We start from the raw sequence: 15387 nt of genomic DNA, 5'->3' as shown, positions 1-15387 counted from the left end.
GACCCTTCCCATCGCTACATCCTGCCGAACTTTGACCGGACCAGGGCGAAGATTCCGTAGCAAATGAAGCCTGCACCGATGGCAAACAGCAGGTAGGGCCCGTACGGATGGTCGCGCAAGGCCTTCAGGCTGCCGTCGAGGCCGGTGGATTCTTCGGGGGTGTGTTTGGCAGCCGCGATGGCGAAAAGCAGCCCGGCAAGGAACAGCGCGACGCCTTTTGCCACGTGTCCGGTCACACCCAGGGTGTCGATGAGTTTGCCCCGGCGGGTGCCGTCAAAGTGGAAGAGCTCCTCCTTGAAGCCGCGTCGGAAGCCCTTCGCCACGAAGTAGATGCCCACGCCGATGACGGTCAGGCCCAGGGCGCTGAGGATCACGCCTCCAAAGGGGTTGCTGAGGAGAGCCGCGCTCACGTCCCGTGTTGATTCGCCGGAGTCGCCGCGAAGCCCCACAGCGAAACCGCCGAAGCTGAGCCCCACGCTGCCATAAGCGATCGCGAGGAAGCCGGAGGAGATCAGCTTCCCGATCCGTTCCTTGCGCGGCAGATGGCGGGCCCGGAGAGTGGCCTCGCTCAGCTGCCAGAGGGCGAGCCCCCAGCACCCGATCAGGCACGCCCACATGACTGCCGGGCCCCAGGGATTGGCGGCCAGCTGTTCGATGGCGCCGGTGGGCTCGGCCTCCCCGGGATGACCGAAGGCCAGGGCAATCGCGATGGCGCCGAGAATGATGTGCAGCAGGGCCATCACAGCGAAGCCGGAACGCGCGACGACGTCGAGCGCCTTGGTGTTCGATGCAGCCTCCGCGGCGTCGGCCGCCTCGCTGATCGTCGAGTCGTTGTCCGTAGTGCCCTCCGGTAGCCGTTCCCCGCTTAGCCGTCCCGCCTTTGTCCGGCGTTCAGCCGTACTGCATTTGCCTTACGGCGTTCAGCCGTTCATCGGCCCTTCCGCGTGGATGCGCTCCGCGCCCTCACCCACGAGTTTCACGGTACAGCGCACCACGAGGTCGTCGGGCGCCGTGTCAATGTCCACGAGGGCGTCGCCGGCGCTGAGGACGGTGAATACTTCCGAGCCCGCCTCGACATCGAAGCCCTTGCTTTTGGCGGCCTGCGTCGCGTTCGCCAGCGCCTCGCCCTTCAGCCCGTCCACGTAAGCCTGGTCGTCCTCGCGTTCGGAGTCGCCGAATGCCCAGCCGAACAGTGTTCCTGTTGATCCCATGGCGTCGATTTTACGCACAGAACCATCGATATTACGGGCTATCGTAACGTTAGTAAGTGTGCTTACCATGTGCAGACCATGTCTTTGGTACGGCTGCCGGGCACCTGGACCCAGGGCCCGCCGCAGCCACTGTTCCGGATTGAAGCTCTCGTATTAGGAAGGACATCATGGCTGGAAATCTCTTTGCACGGTCTGTTCATGACCTCACGGCAGCGGCCTGGTTTGGCGGCTCCCTGATGGGGGCGGTCGGCCTCAACGGAGCCACTGCGGAGGCGAAGGACCCCGCTGAGCGCACGCGCCTCTCGAGCCGCGGCTGGATGAAATGGGCCCCGGTCCAGACGGCCGCATTCGCAACCCACCTGCTGGCAGACCTGTTCATTGCGCTGGAAAACAAGGACAGGATCGCAAGCCAGGAGGGCGTGGCCCGGGACACCATCTACAAGACGGCCGTCACGGTGGCGGGGGCCGCGGTCACCCTGTATGCGGGTGTGTTGGGGAAGAAGGTGGACAAGCTGGCCGATGAGGGGGCCGAAGGTGCCACAGAGCCACGGCCCGGCTCTTCCGAGAAACTGCAGGCGGCGCAGAAGCAGCTGAAGGTGCTGCAGTGGACCATCCCCGCCTTCGCCGCCTCCGTCATCGTCCTTGGCGCCAAGCATGGCGAGATGCAGCGGCCCAAGAATGTGTTCAAGGGGCTGCGCTGACGGCGTTCCCTTCAGGCGACAACGGACTCTAAGTAAATAACGCGCGACGGCGGCCGGGCACCCAACGTGCCCGGCCGCCGTCGTGCGCGGATCAGCTCAACTGAAGAGGGTTGTCCTACGTAGGCTGGCTGTCCGCCGGCGGGAGGTCCGGGTTCATGTCCTGGAGGTGGGGGTCCTCGGCCGTCCACACCTGGATGATCGCCCACGCCACGGCCGCCAGCGGCACGGACAGGACGGCGCCGATGATGCCGGCCAGGATGGTGCCCGCTGTCAGGGCCATGAGGATGACGAGGGCGTGGAGCTGCAGGGACTTGCCCATGACGACCGGCTGCAGCAGGTCGCCTTCGAGCTGGTTGACGGCGATGACCACTGCCACCACCACCAGCGCCACCACCGGGCCGTTGGCGACCAGGGCCACCAGGGCTGCCAGGATGCCGGCCACGGTCGCTCCGACGAGCGGAACAAAGGCGCCGATGAAGACGATGATGGCGAGGGGAATGGCCAGCGGCACCTGCATGATGAGCAGCGCTGCGCCGATGGCCACGGTGTCCACCAGTGCCACAATGGCCGTGCCGCGGACGTAGCCGCCCAGAACCTCGAGGGTCCGCTTGCCCACACGCCGCAGCCTGGCTTCCCGGTCCCCGGAGAAGGGCCGCAGGAGGAAGTTCCAGATCTTCGCGCCGTCCTTGAGGAAGAAGAAGAGGATCACCACCATGAGGCTCGCGCCGGCCAGGAACTCCGTCACCACCGACAGGCCGGTGATGGCTCCTGACCGCACCTGGCTGCTCGTGGCGAACTGGACGGCGCCTTCCCGGGCCTGGTTCAGCTGCTCGCGGTCAATGGGGACCGGGCCGGAGAGGAGGAAGCTTTCGAGTTCGTCGAGCCCCCCGGAGGCCTGCTGGACCAGGTCGCCCCACTGGCTGCGGACGGAGAAGTAGATCACGGTGCCGACCCCGGCCAGCAGGAGCAGCAGGGCCACAAAGGCCACGGCCGTGGCGGCCCCGCCGGGCAGTCCCCGGCGCCGCAGCAGGTTGACGAACGGCCCGATGGCGGCGGCAAGGATCAATGCGATCAGCACGGGAATGACCAGCAGCCGGACCTGCAGGAGTCCGTACACGGACACGGCTGCCACGGCCAGGATCAGCAGGATCTGGGCGCACCGGATGCCGACCCTGCCGAGGTTGTCGGACCACAGCTCCCGGGGCGGTTTGTGGTCCGGCTGCCCGGGTGCCTTACGGCGCAGGAGCGGACCGGACGTGAGCTCTTGGGGTGGATCTTGCTCGGACAGTCGGGCTGTTCGGGCCATTGGAACTCCTACTCATCAGGGCAATCAGCCAACCGGCTTGATTAGTAAGCCTACTGATGTTCCCCGTGGGGGTGAAAGCCCCTTACTCCCGGAGCCACTCTGCGCAGGAATTGAGGTTCCGGTGCACGCTGGCCACGGCCGCCTCGCTGTCGTGTGCTTCGATGGCATTCACGAGCTCACCGTGGCCCGCCTGCGGCAGACCGTTGAAGCCGGGGCGCCGGTGCTGCTTCAGCAGGTCGGCGTGGAACACGTCGCCGAAGCTGACGTACAGCTCGTGCAGGAGGGGATTGCCGGAGGCCTGTGCCACCCGCTCGTGGAAGCCCCAGTCCGCGCGGGCCCAGCGGGCGAAGTCCTCGGCGCGCCAGGCCTCCTCGCCGTCTGTGAGCAGCACGCGCATGGCGGCGACGTCGTCGGCCGTTGCATGCCGGGCGGCAAGGCGCGCCGCTTGCGTGTCCAGCCCCACGCGGACCTCGAGGACGTGTTCGTCCGTGTGCTCCTTGTACAGCCGGCGCGCGGCCCCCGAGATTTCGCTGGTGGCACGGACATAGGTTCCGTCGCCGCGGCGGACTTCGAGCATCCCGCTGTGGGCCAGCGCCTTGACCGCCTCCCGGAGTGTCCCGCGGGACACGCCTAGTCCGGTCATGAGTTCGGTTTCGGACGGGATGCGCTGCTGCAGCGGCCACTCGCCCGTCTGGATCATTTCTCGGAGTTTGGCAGTGACTTCGTCCGCCAGCGGCTGGCGGTGCGACGTGCTCAGGGTCATGGCGTCCTATTCTTTCATTCCGGCAGCGCCCGTGCCGGTGGCGCTCACTCCGGCAGCCCGCCGGCTGCTGAGCAGGTGGGCCACGACGATCTGCACCACGGCGATGACCAGCAGTAGCGCCAGCGGCAGTGTCCAGCTGCCCGTCGCGCTGTGCAGCAGGCCCATGCCGAACGGCCCGACGGTGGCGAGGAGGTAGCCGGTGGACTGGGCCAGCGTGGACAGTGCCGTGGTCTCGGCGGTGCTCCGCCCGCTGCGGCTGATGATCACCATCACCAGGGGGAAGATGCCCAGCCCGAAGCCCAGCAGCACCGCCGGGATGACGGCCAGTGACACGGGAAGGAAGAGCAGCGCGGTGATGCCGGCCGTCATAGTGAGGGTGGCCAGGTAGACGGCGGGGCGGAGCATCCGCGGCCGGGATCCGATGGCGATCAGCACCATTCCGGCAGGGACCGAGACCAGCTGCATGACGCCGAACATGAGGGCGCTGTCCGCCGGGCTGAGGCCCATGGTGGTGAGCATATACGGGAACCAGCTGAGCAGCGCGTAGGCCAGCAGCGCCTGCAGGGTGAAGATGCCGGTGAGCAGCCGCCCGGTCTTGGTCCGCAGCAGCGGCCACGGGGAGATGTGTCCGGCTGTTTTGCGGGCCGTGTTGCGGTGGGCGTGCAGCGTCACGGGCAGGAAGCCGAGGAATGCTGACAGGGCGAGGACCCCGATGGTGCCCAGCCCGGCCGACGGCGACCCCAGCGCCTGCGACAACGGAACCACGGCTACGGCCATGGTGGTGGCGCCGCTGGTCATGGTCACCGTGTAGACGCCCGTCATGAGCGAGGTGCGCGCGGCGAAGTGCTCCCGGATGAAGGACGGCATGGACACGTTGCAGACAGCAAGGCCGGACATCCCAACCACCGTGCCCGCCACCAGCATCCCGGTGGTGGGAATGCCCCGGAGCAGCAGCCCGCCTGCCAGCATGCCGAGCGAGAGCAGGATGGCTTTCTCGACGCCGAGCTTCCCGGTCAGCCACGACGTCGCGGCACCGGCCACCGCGAAGCACAGCGTGGGAATGGAGGGAATGAGCGAGGCGACCAGCGGCCCGTAGCCCAGCACCTGCTGCAAGTCGTGCAGCAGCGCCGAGGCGCCGGTGATGCCCGCGCGCAGGTTCAGCCCGATGAGGACCAGGGCAATGACGGCGGCGACGACGGCGGCACGCGGCTTGGTTGTATAACTGGCCGTGGTCGGGGGTGCTGAGGAAGTGGTCGCCATTCCTTAACGTTAGACGTTTGACGTTTGATGTCTAGAGTTTTGTGGGGAACCTCTCGCGGGCCCTTCGGCCCGGGCATAGACTCAGGCCAGCAGGCGCATCACTCGCAGCAACCCGGCAAGGGGAAAGGACGCCGTCCGGCCATGACCGCCGAAGGCCTTGAAACGGAGAAGAAGTACGACGTCGACGCCGCCACGGAGCTGCCCGACCTCGCCGCCATCCCCGGGGTGGGCCGCGTGGGCGAGCCGCACGATACTGAACTGGAAGCCGTCTACTTCGACACGGAGGATCTGGTTCTCGCCTCCCGCCGCATCACGCTGCGGCGCAGGAGCGGCGGAGCCGACGCCGGCTGGCACGTGAAACTGCCACCCGAGACCGCGGCTGGCACCGGACCGGCATCGGACGAGCTGCCCGAAGCCCGCCGGGAGATCCACGCCCCGCTGGGCCAGGCCGACGTCGTTCCGGGGAAACTGCTGGCCCACCTGCACGCTTACCTCCGCGGATCGGATCCCGTGCCCGTGGCCCGCCTCAGCACGCGGCGCACGATACTTGCCCTGTACGGGGACGACGGCGTGCACCTCGCCGACTTTGCAGACGACACCGTGGTCGCCAAGCTTCTTCTGGGTGCGGACCAGAAACCGGCAGGTGAGTCCGCCGGCCGGGAGCAGCAGTGGCGCGAATGGGAACTTGAGCTGGTCCACGGCCAGCCGGGGGTGTTCAAGGCAGCCGCAGCGGTCTTGGCCGCGGCAGGTGCCCGGCCGTCCGCGCACGGGTCCAAGCTGCGGCGCGCATTGGGGGAGGCGACGCCGAAAGCTCAAGGCAAGGAACGTGAAGGGACTGCCGAAACTGACCGCACGGCGGCAGCCGAAGGCGGCGTAAAGCAGCCCGGCGGCAGGAAACCGGGCAAGAAGTGGCCGGCATCCGCCGTCGTCACCGCGTACCTGGACGGGCAGATCAGCGAAATCCTGGCCAACGACCCCCGGGTGCGGCTGGAGGAGCCGGACGCGGTCCATGCGATGCGCTCGGCCACGCGCCGCGTGCGGTCTGCCCTGGCGGCTTACCGGAAGCTCTACGGCAGGGCAGCGGTGGGCAGGCTGCGCGACGAGCTCAAGTGGCTGGGCCGGATCCTCGGCACGCCGCGTGACGCTGAAGTCATGCTGGACCGGCTGCGGACCCATGCGGAGAAGCTCCCGCCGGGGGAAGCGGCAGACGACGTGAAGCGGCGCATCGAGCGGGAACTGGTCACCAGGTTGGAGGCCGGTTACCGCAAGACGCAGGAGGTGCTCCTGACCGACCGTTACTTCCGCCTCCTCGACGACCTCGAAGACTTCCGTGACCACCCGCCCGTACGCCCGGCTGCTGCAGCACCTGCACGTAAGGCCGCCCGCAAGCTGGTGGGCAAGTCGGCAAAACGGCTGCGCCGCGCCCACAAGGCGGCCCTGCGGGTCAAAGCCGACGCTGGCGGAAAGCCGGGCATGGAGCTCAAAGACGCTACCGGGCACGAAACCGCGCTGCACCAGGTGCGGAAGGACGCCAAACGGCTGCGGCACGCCGCCGAGACCGTCGACCCCGTCTTCGGCAAGCGCGCGGCGAAGCTCGCCAAAGTGGCGCACAAACAGCAGAAGATCCTTGGCGACCATCACGACAGCGTGATGGCGCGGATCTTCCTGGGAAAGCTCGCCGGCGGCCCGGACCTGCCGGAGCCCGTGGCGGCGGCCTACGGCTCGCTGCTGGAGCGGGAGCAGAAGAGCGCGGCCAAGGCCGAAGCCAAGTACCGCAAGGCGCACCGGAAGTCCCGGAAGCTGGTCCGGCGCGGAGTGGGATAGCGGCGGCCGGTGGCTGAGCGGGCAGAGCGGCGCGCATCACGCCCGGTGGGGACTGTCATCAGCCTGGCCGGCGTGGACGCGCACATGGTGCCTGAGGTGGGCGGCAAGGCTGCCAACCTCGGTGTCCTTCTGGCCGCCGGAATGCCGGTCCCGCGTGGCTTCTGCGTCACCACCGTGGCCTATGGGCGGGCGGCGGCCGCGGCAGGAGTGCAACCTTCCGAGCCGGCGGAGCAGACACGCGGGAGGCTGGAGTCGGCTCCCATGCCCGGGGACATTGCCGAAGACGTTCTTGCCGCCTACGCCGGCCTGGGGGAGGACATCCCGGTGGCCGTGCGCTCCTCTGCCACCGCCGAGGACCTTCCCGAAGCAAGCTTCGCCGGCCAGCTGGACACGTACCTCAACGTCGTGGGCCCCGACTCGCTGCTGGACGCGGTCCGCCGCTGCTGGGCCTCCCTGTGGAGGGACCGGGCGGTGGCCTACCGGGCAGACCACGGGATCGGCCAGCACCCGATCAGCATTGCCGTCGTTGTCCAGGAAATGGTCGACGCCGAGGTGGCCGGCGTGATGTTCACGGCGAACCCGCTGACCGGCCGGAGGAGGGAAACTGTCATCGACGCAGCGCCCGGACTCGGCGAGGCGCTGGTCAGCGGGGCTGTGAACCCGGACCAGTTCACGGTTGACGCGGCCACCGGAGCGATTCTTCAGCGGAGCCTGGGTGACAAACGGGCCGAAATCCGGCCCGTGCCGGGCGGCGGGACACGGGTGTTGCGCCGGCAGGACGGTGCGCGCCAGGACAGTGCACGGCAGGACGGACAGCAGGCGTGCCTGACGGATGAGCAGGTCCGCTCGCTGGCCAGGGTAGGGACCCGTGTGGAAGAACTCTACGGCGAGCCGCAGGACGTGGAGTGGGCCATCGCGGCGGACGGCGGGATCCGGGTGGTGCAATCCCGTCCCGTCACTACGCTGTTTCCCCTGCCCGAGCCTGACAACCGCGACGGCGGCGCCCGCGCCTACCTGTGCGCCAGCCTGCTGCAGGGGCTGACCAGGCCGCTGACACCCATGGGCTTGGCATCCTTCACCCTGATGAGCGACAGCTCCCGGTCGGCAGGCAACGAACCGGCGGCTTACCGTTCCGCCCAGATCGGGATGCGCATGTATGTGGATGTCACGTCCCTGCTGCGGAGCAAGGGCGGGAGGCGCGGCCTGCTGCGAGCCATGAAAGTGGCCGATGCCAGGTCTGTGGATGTGTTGGCCTATTTGGCGGCCGACCCCCGCTTCGCCCTCACCAAGGCATCCAAGCTGGCGTCGCTGAAGGCGGGGCTCGGGGCCTCACCGCCCTTTGGCCTGGTTGGGCAGGTCCTGCGCGCGATGGTCAATCCCGCCGCCGCGCTTGAGCGGGTCAGGGAAGCGGACCATGAGCTGGACCGGATGCTGCTGTTGCCGGAGCCGGTCTCCGGCGCCCGGCGGCTGGATTTCGTGGAACGCCTCCTCACCAAAGAGATCGCGCCCGCCGTGATGCGGGTACTGCCGCCTGCCGCCGCCGGGTATGTCTGGCTGGGTCTGGCCCGGCTGCTGCTGGGCCGGTTTGCGCAGGCCGGCGAGCTGCAGACCGTGCTGCGAGGCTTGCCGCACAACGTGACAACAGAGATGGATCTGGAGCTCTGGCGGACCGCCACCCTAATCCGGGAGGACCCGGAGTCGGTCCGCACGCTGACCGGGGAAGAACCCCAGATACTTGCCGGCCGCTACGCGGACGGGACGTTGCCTGCCGCCTGCCAGGGCGCGCTGCGTGCCTTCCTCGCCAGGTACGGTCACCGCGCCGTGGCAGAAATTGACCTCGGCGTTCCCCGCTGGAGTGAGGACCCCGCCCACATCATCAACGCCCTAGCCAACTACCTGAAGCTTGCGGACCCGGAACTCGCACCGGACCGGGCATTCCGGCGGGCCGCAGAAAACGCCGAAGCCAAGGCAGCCGAGCTGGCCGCACGCGCTGCCCGGTCCAGGGGCAGGCTGTTCGGCAGGATCGTTGCCCACAGCCTGCGGCGCGCACGGGAAACCGCCGGCATGCGCGAGTATCCCAAGTTCCGGCTCATTGTGGCGTTTGCCGTCCTCCGCCACCAGCTCCAGCTGGTGGGTGAGGAACTCGCGGACGCGGGCCGAATCCAGGTATCGGACGACGTCTTCGTCCTGGACCTCACCGAAGCCCGCGTGGGTCTGCGCGGCGCTGACCTGCGCGGCCTCGCCGCCGAACGGCGCCGGAGCTACCAGCGCGAGATGCGGCGCCGGCACATCCCCCGCCTGCTGCTTTCGGACGGTACCGACGTTGAGGCGGCCATGGCCGCGCAGTCCCGGGCGTCTTCGGACGCAGAGCCTGGAGCTTTGGCGGGGGCGCCGGCGTCGGCCGGTACCGTGACAGGCAAAGCGAGGGTCGTCCTGGACCCGGCCGGCGCCCACCTGGAGCCGGGTGAAATCCTCGTGACGCCGTCGACCGATCCGGGCTGGACGCCTCTGTTCATGACCGCCGGGGCGCTGGTCATGGAAATGGGCGGACCCATTTCGCACGGAGCTGTGGTGGCACGCGAATACGGGATTCCCGCCGTCGTCGGTGTCCCCGACGCAACCCTGCGGATTCGAACCGGGGACACCGTCACCGTGGACGGAGCGGCGGGGACGGTTGTGATTGACACCTCCCTTGAGGCCGACGGCGGCCGGTAGGATCGCGTCCATGGAATCCGTCGTCATGTACAGCCTGCGTGAGGGCGTCGACCGCTCCCGCGTTCTTGAGACTTATCCCCGCCACAAGGCCTACTACGAGGAATTCCGCGCCGCCGGCGGCGGGCTCGTCGCGCTCGGCCCCTTCCAAGCCCCGGACCCGGCCGGCTCCTCCATGGGAATCTTCACATCGCGCGAGGACGCTGAACGCTTCATCGCCGACGACCCCTTCGTCACCGAGGGCCTTGCAGACCCGCGCATTCTCGACTGGGACGCCGTGCGTTTCGAGTAACGCCCGGCCCAGCGATCTAAGTCATGGAGGCCACGTGACCACCTTCGTTCTTGTCCCGGGCGCCGGAGGAGTGGGCTGGTACTGGCACCGGCTGGTGCCGGAGCTGGAACGGCTGGGGCACCAGGCCATTGCCGTGGATATCCGCGAGGACGACCCACACTTGGGGCTGCCGGACTACGCCGACACCGTCGTCGCGGCGATTGGTGAACACCGCAACGTGGTTCTCGTGGGCCAGTCCCTGGGCGCCTTCACGGTCCCGGTTGTCGCTGCCCGGGTGCCGGTGGACCTCATCGTCCTGCTCAACCCGATGGTGCCTCTGCCGGGTGAGACACCCGGAGAGTGGTGGGAGGCCACCGGCCAGCCTGCGGCACGCGAACTCAATGACAGGCTGAACGGGCGCAGGGGTGACTTTGATGAACGCGTGCACTTTCTGCACGACGTTCCCCCGGAGGTGATCGCCGCGGGCGCCGGCGAGCAGCGAGGCCCGTCCGGTACGCCGTTCGGGCAGCCCTGCGAGATCGACCGCTGGCCTGACGTGCCCACCAGGGTCCTGGTTGGGCGCGATGATCGGTTCTTCCCCTTGGAGTTTCAGCGGCGTGTTGTCCGGACCCGGCTGGGCTTGGGAATTGACGAAATCCCGGGCGGACACTTGGTCGCCCTGAGCAACCCGGTTGAACTCGCGCGCCGGCTGGACAACTACGCCCGCTGACCCCGTGGCTGCGGGTACCCCGCTCAGCCGGCGTGCCGCGCCCCGAGCCTGGCAACCGCCAGGGCCAGCCACAGCTGGACCCGGTCCGCGGTGACGGAGGGGTCGTACCCGGTGAGTTCGGTGATCTGCGCCAGCCGGTAGCGGACCGTGTTGCGGTGGAGGGTGAGGGCCTCGGCGACGGCGGCAACGGAGCCGTTGCTGTTCAGGTAGCTCTCCAGCGTAGCCATCAGCTCGGCGCCATGGGCGGCATCGAAGCTCCGGAGCGGATCCAGCGACTCGTTGGCCATGTCCGCCAGCGGCACGTCCTCGCTCGCCAGGAGCAGGGAGGTCAGGCTGAGCCGCTCGGGTTCATTCACCGGCAGCCCGTGGCTGGCTGCGTCGCGCGCCTCGAAGTAGCTCCAACGCAGGCCGTTCGGCTTGGTGTAGGCGCCGCCGATGCCGATGGTGGCGTGGATCCCGGCCTCGGCAAGGTGGTCGCTGAGGCTCCTGGCCATGACCGTGGCGCCGCGTCCGTCGTCGGGCACCACGGTGACCAGATCCTTTCCGACGACGGCGGTCACCGCCGTCTCCAACGCCTGCGGCAGCGAGGAGCTGACCAGTTGCTTGTGGTGCGCCTCAGAACCGGCCAGAATCACCACATTCTTGCGCGTGCTGTTGATGCCCGTCCCGGCGAGACGGCGCTGTGCCTCGCTGGGGTCCAGGGTCCCGTGGATCACGTCCTCGAGCACCTGCCCGCAGAGCGCCCGCTCGGCCTGGCGCTGCTTGACCATGTTGTTGAGCTCCACGCTGATGAGGTTCTGCGCGTAGCCGATGATGCCGGAATCCTCGAACGGCTGCTTCACCCACAGCGTGCAGGCATCGCGGCGTCCGGTGGGAATGGGGTACGTGGTCCAGGAGTCCGCGGACGGCGGCTCACTGGCGCTGTTGTACAACTGGGCAGTGAACTGCGTCAGTGCGATCTCGGTGCGGAGCATGCCGCCTAGGTGGCGCAGGAGCTCAGCCAGCCCGCCGCCGGTGAGCAGCGCGCGGGCCAGGATCTGGTGCCCGGCGATGAGCCGCTCAAGCTTGGAGTAGTGGTCCGCCGACTGTGCGTCCGCCACCAGCTTGCTGATGGCAATAAACGGGGTGCCATACGGCACTTCGACCACGGGCAGTCCCCAGCGGTTCGCCTCGGCGACCAGAGCCGGGGGAACGGCGTCGTGCGAGAGCCCCACGCCGAACCCGATCCCGACGGCGCCGGCGCGCTGGACCTGGCGGACAAAGCGGCGCTGTTCGGGCGCGCTTTTCATCCGCAGCCCGGTGGTCAGCACCAGCTCGCCGCCGTTGAGGAAGCGCTGCGGGTCCTCCAGTTCGGTGACCGCGACCCAGCGGATGTCCTGGTGCGAGGTGGTCTCCGCGAGGCTGGATTTCTTGAGTCCCAGAGACTGCACGGCCAGCAGCGCCGCGAGGGAAATTGCCATGGATCAAGGGTAGCCGGAGGCTGGCCGATCGCACTAAAGCGCCGCTTCGACGGTGTGCAGGTGGCTATTCCCCCCGGTATCGGGCTGGAATAGGCTCGAGTCAGCCGCATCACACTATTCAGGACGAAAGAGGTTGTACACCGTGGTTCAAACCTTGCAGAACTTCATCAACGGAGAGTTCGTCACGCCTGCGGGCACGGGCCTGATCGACATCGTGAACCCCGTGACCGGCGACGTCGTGGCCAAGTCGCCCGTTTCCGTGGAGGCCGACGTCGACGCCGCCATGGCCGCCGCCAAGGACGCCTTCAAGTCCTGGAAGCACGTGACCCCCGGGCAGCGGCAGCTCATGCTGCTCAAGCTCGCCGACGCCATCGAGGCCAACAGCGACGAGCTCGTCGACGCGCAGCACCGCAACACCGGGCAGGTCCGTTCCCTGATCGCGTCAGAGGAAGTCGCCGCCGGCGCCGATCAGCTCCGCTTCTTCGCCGGCGCCGCTCGCATCCTCGAAGGCAAGTCCGCCGGCGAGTACTTTGAGGGCCACACCTCCTTCGTCCGCCGCGAGCCGATCGGCGTCGTGGCCCAGGTGGCGCCGTGGAACTACCCGTTCCTGATGGCCATCTGGAAGATCGGCCCCGCGCTCGCAGCCGGTAACACGGTGGTCCTGAAGCCGTCCGACACGACGCCCGAGTCCACCCTGGTCTTGGCGCGGCTGGCCGCGGACATCCTGCCCGCTGGCGTCCTGAACGTCATCCTCGGCACCGGGGAAACCGGCGCGCTGATGGTGGAGCACAAGGTCCCGGGCCTGGTGTCCATCACCGGATCCGTGCGTGCCGGCATCGCCGTCGCCTCGGGCGCCGCGAAGGGCCTCAAGCGCGCCCACCTGGAGCTCGGCGGCAAGGCCCCGGCCATTGTCTTCAAGGACGCCGACATCAAGAAGAGCGCCGCGGCCATCGCCGAGTTCGCGTTCTTCAACGCAGGCCAGGACTGCACGGCCATCACCCGTGTGCTGGTGGAGGACTCCGTGCACGACGACGTCGTGGCCGCCATGGTGGAGCACACCAAGACCCTGCACACCGGCTCCCAGAACGACGAGGACAACTACTTCGGTCCGCTGAACAACGTCAACCACTTCAAGGCGGTCAGCTCCGTCGTCGATTCGCTGCCGGTGCACTGCCGGATCGAAACCGGCGGCCACCGCGCCGGCGAGAAGGGGTTCTTCTTCGAGCCCACCATCATCACCGGCGCCAAGCAGACGGACGACATCGTGCAGAAGGAAACCTTCGGCCCGGTCATCACGGTCCAGAAGTTCAGCACGGAGGCCGAAGCCGTCGAACTGGCCAACGACGTCGAATACGCCCTGGCCTCCAGCGTCTGGACAAGCGACCACGGCACGGCCATGAGGCTCAGCCGCGATCTGGACTTCGGTGCGGTCTGGATCAACACGCACATTCTCCTCACCGCCGAAATGCCCCACGGCGGCTTCAAGCAGTCCGGTTACGGCAAGGACCTCTCCATGTACGGCGTCGAGGACTACACGCGCATCAAGCACGTCATGTCCGCCCTCGACGCCTGACCGGCCCTCATTCAGTAAAGAAAGAAACACGATGACCGCAACAGCATCAGAAATCACTTACCGCCTCGAGCAGAAGCGCCGCGTCCAGGCCGACTTCCCGGGCCCTAAGTCCGTGGCCCTGACCGAACGCCGCAAGGCAGTGGTCGCCGCCGGCGTCGCCTCCAGCGTTCCCGTTTACGTCGCAGACGCCGACGGCGGCATCATCCATGACGTCGATGGCAACTCCTTCATCGACCTCGGCTCGGGCATCGCGGTGACCAGCGTCGGCGCGTCCGATCCCGCCGTCGTCGGTGCCGTGAAGGAGGCCGTGGAGCACTTCACCCACACCTGCTTCATGGTCACCCCGTACGAGGGCTACGTCGCGGTTGCCGAGCAGCTGAACAAGCTCACCCCCGGCAGCCACGAGAAGCGCACCGTCCTCTTCAACTCCGGCGCCGAAGCCGTGGAAAACGCCATCAAGGTGGCCCGCCTGGCCACCGGCCGGGACGCCGTCGTCGCCTTTGACCACGCCTACCACGGCCGCACCAACCTGACCATGGCGCTGACCGCGAAGGCCATGCCGTACAAGACCAACTTCGGCCCGTTCGCGCCCGAGGTGTACCGCATGCCCATGAGCTACCCGTTCCGCGAGGAGAACCCGGAGATCACCGGTGCCGAGGCCGCCAAGCGCGCCATCACGGCGATCGAAAAGCAGATCGGCGGCGACCAGGTGGCCGCCATCATCATCGAACCGATCCAGGGTGAGGGCGGCTTCATCGTCCCGGCCGAAGGCTTCCTGCCGGCTTTGTCCGCCTGGGCCAAGGAAAAGGGCATCGTCTTCATCGCCGACGAGGTCCAGTCCGGTTTCTGCCGCACCGGTGAATGGTTCGCGGTGGACCACGAGGGCATCGTTCCGGACATCATCACCATGGCCAAGGGCATCGCCGGCGGCATGCCGCTTTCCGCCATCACCGGCCGCGCCGACCTGCTCGACGCCGTCCACCCGGGCGGCCTCGGGGGCACCTACGGCGGCAACCCGGTGGCCTGCGCCGCCGCACTGGCCTCCATCGGCTCCATGCAGGAGTACGACCTCAACGCCCGCGCCAAGCACATCGAGGACCTGTCCTTCGGCAAGCTGCGCGAGCTCGCCGAAGAAGTTTCCGTGATCGGCGACATTCGTGGCCGCGGCGCCATGCTGGCCATCGAGCTGGTCCAGGCCGGTTCGAAGGAGCCCAACCCGGAGCTCACCAAGGCTGTTGCCGCCGCTTGCCTCAAGGAAGGCGTCATCATCCTGACCTGCGGAACCTACGGCAACGTCATCCGCCTGCTGCCGCCGCTGGTGATCAGCGACGAGCTGCTGCTGGACGGCCTGGAAGTACTCGCCGCGGCCATCAAGGCCAACGCATAGTTTCCTCCTTCCTTTAGCGCGAACTGGCAGGTAATGCCCCCTAAATCCTCGCAACAGGGCATTAGCTGCCAGTTCGCGCGCGGGGACGTACGACGACGGCGGGCCGGGTACCGAAAGGTGCCCGGCCCGCCGTCGTTCTCGCCGCCGTCGAACTCCCGTTGCGTTGCCGCCCGCCGGCACGGGCGCCGC

Annotated in this window: 13 protein-coding genes; 7 read left to right on the top strand and 6 right to left on the bottom strand. The window is 68.0% G+C overall.

From position 1 onward, the window contains the following. Positions 1 to 14: 14 nt before the first annotated feature. Entirely contained in the window at positions 15 to 740 is a 726-nt protein-coding gene (locus LFT45_RS16525) for a DUF1206 domain-containing protein (RefSeq protein ID WP_236804661.1), read from the bottom strand. A gap of 180 nt (positions 741 to 920) precedes the next feature. Next, positions 921 to 1211 (bottom strand): hypothetical protein, encoded by a 291-nt coding sequence (locus LFT45_RS16520; protein ID WP_190603679.1) that lies wholly within the window; start codon positions 1209 to 1211, stop codon positions 921 to 923. 167 nt (positions 1212 to 1378) lie between these two features. On the opposite strand from LFT45_RS16520, the gene LFT45_RS16515 reads away from it, so the two are divergent. After that, complete coding sequence (locus LFT45_RS16515) at positions 1379 to 1912, top strand: hypothetical protein (protein WP_236804660.1); 534 nt, start codon at positions 1379 to 1381, stop codon at positions 1910 to 1912. Positions 1913 to 2027: 115 nt separating this feature from the next. Here LFT45_RS16515 and LFT45_RS16510 read toward each other — a convergent pair whose 3' ends face one another. The 3 genes from LFT45_RS16510 to LFT45_RS16500 form a co-directional block, all read right to left on the bottom strand. Next, on the bottom strand, positions 2028 to 3218 hold the full coding sequence (locus LFT45_RS16510) for an AI-2E family transporter (RefSeq protein WP_236804659.1): 1191 nt from the start codon (positions 3216 to 3218) through the stop codon (positions 2028 to 2030). An 82-nt stretch (positions 3219 to 3300) separates the two neighbouring features. Next, the gene (locus tag LFT45_RS16505; protein ID WP_236804658.1) at positions 3301 to 3981 is read right to left on the bottom strand and encodes a FadR/GntR family transcriptional regulator; all 681 of its coding nucleotides are present in this window, start codon (positions 3979 to 3981) and stop codon (positions 3301 to 3303) included. Between the two features lie 6 nt (positions 3982 to 3987). Continuing rightward, entirely contained in the window at positions 3988 to 5241 is a 1254-nt protein-coding gene (locus tag LFT45_RS16500) for an MFS transporter (RefSeq protein WP_236804657.1), read from the bottom strand. 141 nt (positions 5242 to 5382) lie between these two features. Here LFT45_RS16500 and LFT45_RS16495 point away from each other — a divergent pair, with 141 nt between their 5' ends. Genes LFT45_RS16495 through LFT45_RS16480 form a run of 4 tightly spaced genes read left to right on the top strand, consistent with a single transcriptional unit; the run spans position 5383 to position 10778 of the window. After that, positions 5383 to 7065: a CYTH and CHAD domain-containing protein gene (locus LFT45_RS16495; RefSeq protein WP_236804656.1), complete on the top strand. Its 1683-nt coding sequence runs from the start codon at positions 5383 to 5385 to the stop codon at positions 7063 to 7065. A 9-nt stretch (positions 7066 to 7074) separates the two neighbouring features. Continuing rightward, positions 7075 to 9780: a PEP/pyruvate-binding domain-containing protein gene (locus LFT45_RS16490; RefSeq protein WP_236804655.1), complete on the top strand. Its 2706-nt coding sequence runs from the start codon at positions 7075 to 7077 to the stop codon at positions 9778 to 9780. Positions 9781 to 9790: 10 nt separating this feature from the next. Further along, the gene (locus tag LFT45_RS16485) at positions 9791 to 10069 is read left to right on the top strand and encodes a YciI family protein (RefSeq protein ID WP_236804654.1); all 279 of its coding nucleotides are present in this window, start codon (positions 9791 to 9793) and stop codon (positions 10067 to 10069) included. Between the two features lie 34 nt (positions 10070 to 10103). After that, a complete protein-coding gene (locus LFT45_RS16480) occupies positions 10104 to 10778 on the top strand; it encodes an alpha/beta fold hydrolase (RefSeq protein ID WP_236804653.1) in 675 nt (224 codons plus the stop codon). Positions 10779 to 10801: 23 nt separating this feature from the next. Here the strand turns inward: LFT45_RS16480 and LFT45_RS16475 are convergent, their stop codons facing one another. Further along, positions 10802 to 12238, bottom strand: coding sequence for a PucR family transcriptional regulator (locus LFT45_RS16475; protein WP_236804652.1), 1437 nt, complete (start codon positions 12236 to 12238; stop codon positions 10802 to 10804). Positions 12239 to 12380: 142 nt separating this feature from the next. Here LFT45_RS16475 and LFT45_RS16470 point away from each other — a divergent pair, with 142 nt between their 5' ends. Next, the gene (locus tag LFT45_RS16470; RefSeq protein ID WP_236804651.1) at positions 12381 to 13811 is read left to right on the top strand and encodes an aminobutyraldehyde dehydrogenase; all 1431 of its coding nucleotides are present in this window, start codon (positions 12381 to 12383) and stop codon (positions 13809 to 13811) included. 31 nt (positions 13812 to 13842) lie between these two features. After that, positions 13843 to 15198, top strand: a complete 1356-nt coding sequence (gene gabT, locus LFT45_RS16465) for a 4-aminobutyrate--2-oxoglutarate transaminase (protein WP_236804650.1) — start codon at positions 13843 to 13845, stop codon at positions 15196 to 15198. Positions 15199 to 15387 lie beyond the last annotated feature (189 nt).

The sequence above is a fragment of the Arthrobacter sp. FW305-BF8 genome (assembly GCF_021789315.1).
GTDB lineage: Bacteria > Actinomycetota > Actinomycetes > Actinomycetales > Micrococcaceae > Arthrobacter.
The sequence above is the reverse complement of the archived record's forward strand: the minus strand, read 5'-3'. Positions and strand labels throughout refer to the sequence as shown.

Excerpts from the sequence above, each read along its gene's own strand:
- LFT45_RS16515 (WP_236804660.1), top strand. The coding sequence starts at position 1,379 with ATGGCTGGAAATCTCTTTGCACGGTCTGTTCATGACCTCACGGCAGCG.
- LFT45_RS16495 (WP_236804656.1), top strand. The coding sequence starts at position 5,383 with ATGACCGCCGAAGGCCTTGAAACGGAGAAGAAGTACGACGTCGACGCC.
- LFT45_RS16485 (WP_236804654.1), top strand. The coding sequence starts at position 9,791 with ATGGAATCCGTCGTCATGTACAGCCTGCGTGAGGGCGTCGACCGCTCC.
- gabT (WP_236804650.1), top strand. The coding sequence starts at position 13,843 with ATGACCGCAACAGCATCAGAAATCACTTACCGCCTCGAGCAGAAGCGC.
- LFT45_RS16500 (WP_236804657.1), bottom strand. The coding sequence starts at position 5,241 with ATGGCGACCACTTCCTCAGCACCCCCGACCACGGCCAGTTATACAACC.
- LFT45_RS16520 (WP_190603679.1), bottom strand. The coding sequence starts at position 1,211 with ATGGGATCAACAGGAACACTGTTCGGCTGGGCATTCGGCGACTCCGAA.
- LFT45_RS16510 (WP_236804659.1), bottom strand. The coding sequence starts at position 3,218 with ATGGCCCGAACAGCCCGACTGTCCGAGCAAGATCCACCCCAAGAGCTC.
- LFT45_RS16525 (WP_236804661.1), bottom strand. The coding sequence starts at position 740 with ATGGCCCTGCTGCACATCATTCTCGGCGCCATCGCGATTGCCCTGGCC.
- LFT45_RS16505 (WP_236804658.1), bottom strand. The coding sequence starts at position 3,981 with ATGACCCTGAGCACGTCGCACCGCCAGCCGCTGGCGGACGAAGTCACT.
- LFT45_RS16475 (WP_236804652.1), bottom strand. The coding sequence starts at position 12,238 with ATGGCAATTTCCCTCGCGGCGCTGCTGGCCGTGCAGTCTCTGGGACTC.